At 43.4% G+C, this 4,948-nt stretch carries 3 protein-coding genes; all 3 read right to left on the bottom strand.

Going from position 1 to position 4,948, the window contains the following annotated elements:
• Positions 1–127 precede the first annotated feature (127 nt).
• Genes FcAc13_RS11945 through FcAc13_RS11935 form a run of 3 tightly spaced genes read right to left on the bottom strand, consistent with a single transcriptional unit; the run spans position 128 to position 4,936 of the window.
• On the bottom strand, positions 128–1,894 hold the full coding sequence (locus tag FcAc13_RS11945; RefSeq protein ID WP_187756456.1) for an esterase/lipase family protein: 1,767 nt from the start codon (positions 1,892–1,894) through the stop codon (positions 128–130).
• A 7-nt stretch (positions 1,895–1,901) separates the two neighbouring features.
• The gene (locus FcAc13_RS11940) at positions 1,902–3,041 is read right to left on the bottom strand and encodes a hypothetical protein (RefSeq protein ID WP_187756455.1); all 1,140 of its coding nucleotides are present in this window, start codon (positions 3,039–3,041) and stop codon (positions 1,902–1,904) included.
• Between the two features lie 59 nt (positions 3,042–3,100).
• Positions 3,101–4,936, bottom strand: a complete 1,836-nt coding sequence (locus tag FcAc13_RS11935; RefSeq protein ID WP_281382635.1) for a DUF2345 domain-containing protein — start codon at positions 4,934–4,936, stop codon at positions 3,101–3,103.
• Between the last annotated feature and the right edge of the window lie 12 nt (positions 4,937–4,948).

Below are 4,948 nucleotides of genomic sequence, written 5' to 3'. Positions count from 1 at the left end.
ACTTGCTGCTGTTCGTTTGCTGATAAAGTCATTTTTTGGATATCCTTGTTAAATGCCTGACAACTGATTAATGTTAAGAAGAGAGCGATCGTGACGGCTCCTTTTTTTTTCAAGGTTGTTAATGTGTTCATGCTAGGGGTACCTTTTTCACTATATCGATAATTGCTCGCAGGGTGAAATCTTGACTCTCATCTTTTTGATAGGCTGGCTCATGCTCAACCGAAAAATGCATCCGTGCTGTTAAATACTTGATTGGGATTTCTCCCGAACGCTGCGGCACCGTGCCGTCACCATTGCCGTCTGCGGGTAATAAGGTATATTTTTCACTTATATCACCATTTTTCAGCGTTCGACTCCCTTTTAGCTCCTTAAGATTGAGCCGGCGCTGGTCGCCAATATGGTTGGTAGCGGGCTCTTTATGACTGGAGATATTTTTTCCCTGCCACTGTGCCGTTTGATAGGTTAACGCGGACATCTTTATCTGCTCCTCCTCATTTTCAATGCCAAAAAAGGCATAGGTGTTCGGGTGATACTGATTAGCAATCGCGGAATTAAATGTTTTCACTTTTTTTATCATGATACTTTCATATTTGTACCAATCAACCTTCATCTGTTCTTCATTATGGTCGCTATTGAGGGGGTTAATCAGATGTGGCTCACAGACGCACCACCATTTGTCTTTGGCCAGATAAATATCGTTATAGATGTCAGGATTCTCTGGTGAGAAATAGGATATAGGATTGCCATTCGCGTCTATAATGTTTAGCCACTCCATTCCATACTCCGGAGTCGGTAATAATTGCAGTGGTCCTGGGGCCTGGGCACAGACAGCCGTCATCTCAGCTGCGTCTTTGCCCAGTACGTTTTCAGTGATGGCGGCGACTGGTTTACCAAAAAAGCCACTATTGACCTCCGTTCCCCGCTTCATACGGGTATAGGCGGCCACCGCGCCGGTTGCTGGCTGCACGCCATGAATCACCCCCAGCACCTTATCCTCACCACCCAGCGCCTGCGTATAACAACGAGACACTAGCCCACCCATCGAGTGAGTGATTATAATCACTTTACCATAAAACTTTCCGCGTTTCTGATAATACCGCGGTAACGTCACGTCTACCAGTTCCTTTAATGCCATGGCACTGTCCTCATTGGACTTAAGCCAGTTATACCCCATGGCATGCACCGGAAAATAAAATTGTTTACAATGCTCAATGTCCTTTTTATCCTTAAAGAATAAAGTGGTTTTTGCCCCGTCATCTAAGCTAAACAAAGGGGATTTATTGACCAATTCGTTTATTTTCGCTGGAATGCTTCCGCTTTGATCAAAAAGACTGGTCTGCAATTCATCGAGAAACTCACCATAACTGAAAAACCCTACTGTTCCCCATCCTCGCTCTTGCCTTGAACCAAACAGGCGGTTTTCAGTCGTATTTTTGATCGCCTCGTCAATTTTTTGTCGTCGCTCCCGCTTTAGTTGCCTTACTTCATTTTGTCGACTTTTATCATTGCCTAATAAGTGTAACTGTGTGTCGTAGTGGTGTTTAATTTGCGCCACTTTTCTATCAGAGGCATCATCAGAGGCCTCAATGATTTTTCCACGGTCATCAACTGCGGTTTTATCAGGAGCGAGTTCTAATTTACGTGCCTTGGCATTACCATAATAAGGCAAGGCCCAACCAAGAACGGATAAATGACTATCTAAACGCCACACTTTTTTAGCCTTTTGTTTTTTTATATTTTTAGGTTTAACTTTTAAATTACTGCCCATCACGCCAGGGATAAAAATAATCGGCACAATCAGCCGCCCTTTTTCAAGAAATAAGGTGTTTTGGGTATTGTCTGATGTCGGTACGGTATTATATTGAAACGATTGTTGTGGTTTTTTATTACTCATTTTATGTCTACCTGTCCTGTTCTGACTCGAATTTTTTCGGGCTAATGAGTTGTACATAGATTGACCTTTGATTGCGACTCACCGTCAACTGCTCACGAAAAGACTGACCGACACGGCTACTTGCCATCGTTAACACAAAGTAGTGCGTTAATTTACTTGGTTTGGCAAAGGTTAAGTCAATATCGTGAAAAGTCACGCCATGCTGCCCGCCTACATTTAACTCACCACTCGCCATCGTTAAAGCTAATCGCGTTTTGTCATTTAATCCGGATATCCAGATAGCTTTAACTTTCTTTGGTGGGAGTTGATTATAACGAAAAAGCTGCCCGATATCGGTGGATAGCTCAGCCTCACCGGTGACCATTAAGCGACCTAACCACGCTTTTGCCAGCATGCCGCTCTTATTCATCAAAGCTTCTTGCCCTAATAATAAAGCACTGATAAATTTACTGTGATAGTGATATGTGTCATCATCATACTGACATACTAACAATAACGACAATTCAACTTCCGCCGGATTTTCGTACATTTGAGTCATTAATACGCCATAATCCTTAACCGGTTGTGGCCTTAAATCCCAACGCTGAAAAATTGCGTCTATGAGGTCCTCATCTTCGATAAGCTCATTAGGTAGATAAATATGTGTGAGATACCGACGATAATCCGCACACTGCTGCGCTAAATTCATCATCACTTCATCCAAAAACCAATACGGTTTGGTTGAGGCTGATGCATTGTACAGTGGCCTGACTTTTTGTGGATATAAGGGAATGTTGACATTATCAGTCGTCAGAGCCTTTAAACCATCAGGCTCAGCACAAATAATATAATGACCAAAAATCGGCAGTTGTACCTGACTCCAATTTTGCCACTGCCTGGTGATAGCTTGTTGATGTTGACTTATCTCGTCATTGGTTGACTTTAAAAAAGCATAATACACACTCCGACAGGTAAGCATTAGCAGCCACAACGTAAAGGGCAACCCAATCGCAAATAACCAAAATTGTGCAGCGTCGTTATTGTGATATAGAAACAGGGTTAATACTAACCCCAGAGCCATCATTACTACACCGGTTATCGCCCATAACAGATAAGACGGGCGTTTAATCTGTTGCAACTGAGGTAACTCAGGAATACTCCATCCCATTGATGACACCTTCTTATTTAAATTGTTATCGGTTATTCAATCATCAGCATTGGTAGCCTTTATTCTTCAGCATCAATAATAATCTGTATCGGTTCAACAAACTGACTAAACTGAGCCGGCAACCGTCCATCACTATCTGTCATTGCGGTAATTTCCGTGTTATCGGCACGAATAATACGCACCAACTGATTTTTAATCACCGAATTATCATGTTGCCAACGTAGTTGTGAATGAAATACATATTGACCACTTTTTTGTTGATTCGACATCTGACTTAAACTATCTGCGTCTAATTTCTGCCAGGTCGCTGATTTATTGATAATATTATCCGGAGCACCAATTTCAACTGATCCATTAGCCAGACGCAAATACGCACCGCCACAGGTTAAAATCAGTTCTTGTTTAGCTGATATCACGGTTCGCCCTTGTTGACTGCTTATCAATACATCTTTCAGTGCGCTGAGTGACATCTCGTCATTCTGTGCCTGAATATCCACTTTGCCGTGTGAAGCAAAGAGTTTTATCCCCAGTTTTTGGGCAAAGAAGCTGATGGCTTCACCGGCGGCAAGAGTGAACTTCTTAAGAATATTAAAATCCGTCTGCCCATGACTACTGACTATCACATTTTCCCCTGCCGAGAGTTGAATACTGTCAGGTGTTACCTGAGCAATACCTTTTGGCGATGAAAGCAAAATGGCAGCATCTTTTAATTCATTGAGCGAATCCGTTAACAAGCTTTTTTGCCGCGCTAAATCGGCTAATTCTGCCTGCGCTTGCTTAGCTGCATCCTGTAATGACGACACTAAGCTAATGGCTTTATTTAACTGTTCAGTCGCTTGTTGCATATTGAGTTGGCTATCTTGTGCTTTATACTGCTCATCGGCACTAATTAATAACCCCTTACCCGCACGAATCGCGCCCCACTCATCGGTGCGCAGTTCAAACCCTTCACCGCGCTGCACTTTATTTTGATTAACCAAATGACCTAAGTTGATCTGGGTTTTTCCGTATTCAGTGGCCAGTTTAATATGCTCCTGACCGCGTTTATCATCCATCCGCAGTTTATTATTGGCGGGCGTGCGAATGATATTGCGGTGTTTGTTAGCGATTGCCACAAGGTCAGGATGAGTGCTGTCATGTAGTGCGTGAGCAATGTACGGCCTATCCGGATTACCTTCGGTGAACGCAATCGCAACACCGATACCATCGATTAATGGAAAGTGAAAACCATAGGTATCACCGGCATAGGGTTTGGCAAGGCGTACCCATAAGCTTTCCTCACCGTTTTTCCAATTTTTCAGGTCAAAATCAAATTTAACCCGGTAACGCCCCATTGTGTCAATATACCCGTAGATATCATTATCCGGGCTGGTGACCCGTGCTGGTAATGTTCCTGCCACTTGTGGCCACGGTAATGGCTGTGGTCGATATGGCTTTAAAACATTATATGGAATAGCCGTAAAGTGACATTGATAAGGCTCACTGCGCTCACCTTGGCTTGCGGTTGAGAGGATGATAATCCCCTCCTCAAGACCATCAATCGAACTGCCATCGATAATCATGCGTTGACCCGGCATCAAGTGATAGTTGTTACATTTCCCCTCAATAATCAGTTTTTGACTAAGGTGTGCCTCATGGCGAATTTTGGCATACCATAGCCCACTTTCAACTAAGCTATCATCGCCTTTGCTTTTGTAGTGCTCGCCGTAACGATAATCCGTACCAAAAGTGGTATCGTCTTTGGCGTCAGTATTAATTTGTGTATATTGATCGGCATCAGCGGTGCGGTAATTGTAATCCTGAGTAATGACGTCCTTACGCTGCGTCCTGCTGGTAAACTGCACGTCCCACACGCTGTCGGTTTGACCATCTACCATACCACTCGGTGCTTTCAGGGGTATACGACC

The sequence above is a fragment of the Frischella japonica genome (assembly GCF_014489845.1).
GTDB lineage: Bacteria > Pseudomonadota > Gammaproteobacteria > Enterobacterales > Orbaceae > Frischella > Frischella japonica.
The sequence above is the reverse complement of the archived record's forward strand: the minus strand, read 5'-3'. Positions and strand labels throughout refer to the sequence as shown.

What these genes read in the sequence shown, in the direction of transcription:
- FcAc13_RS11945 (WP_187756456.1), bottom strand. Translation starts at nt 1,894, where the DNA reads ATGAGTAATAAAAAACCACAACAATCGTTTCAATATAATACCGTACCG.
- FcAc13_RS11940 (WP_187756455.1), bottom strand. Translation starts at nt 3,041, where the DNA reads ATGGGATGGAGTATTCCTGAGTTACCTCAGTTGCAACAGATTAAACGC.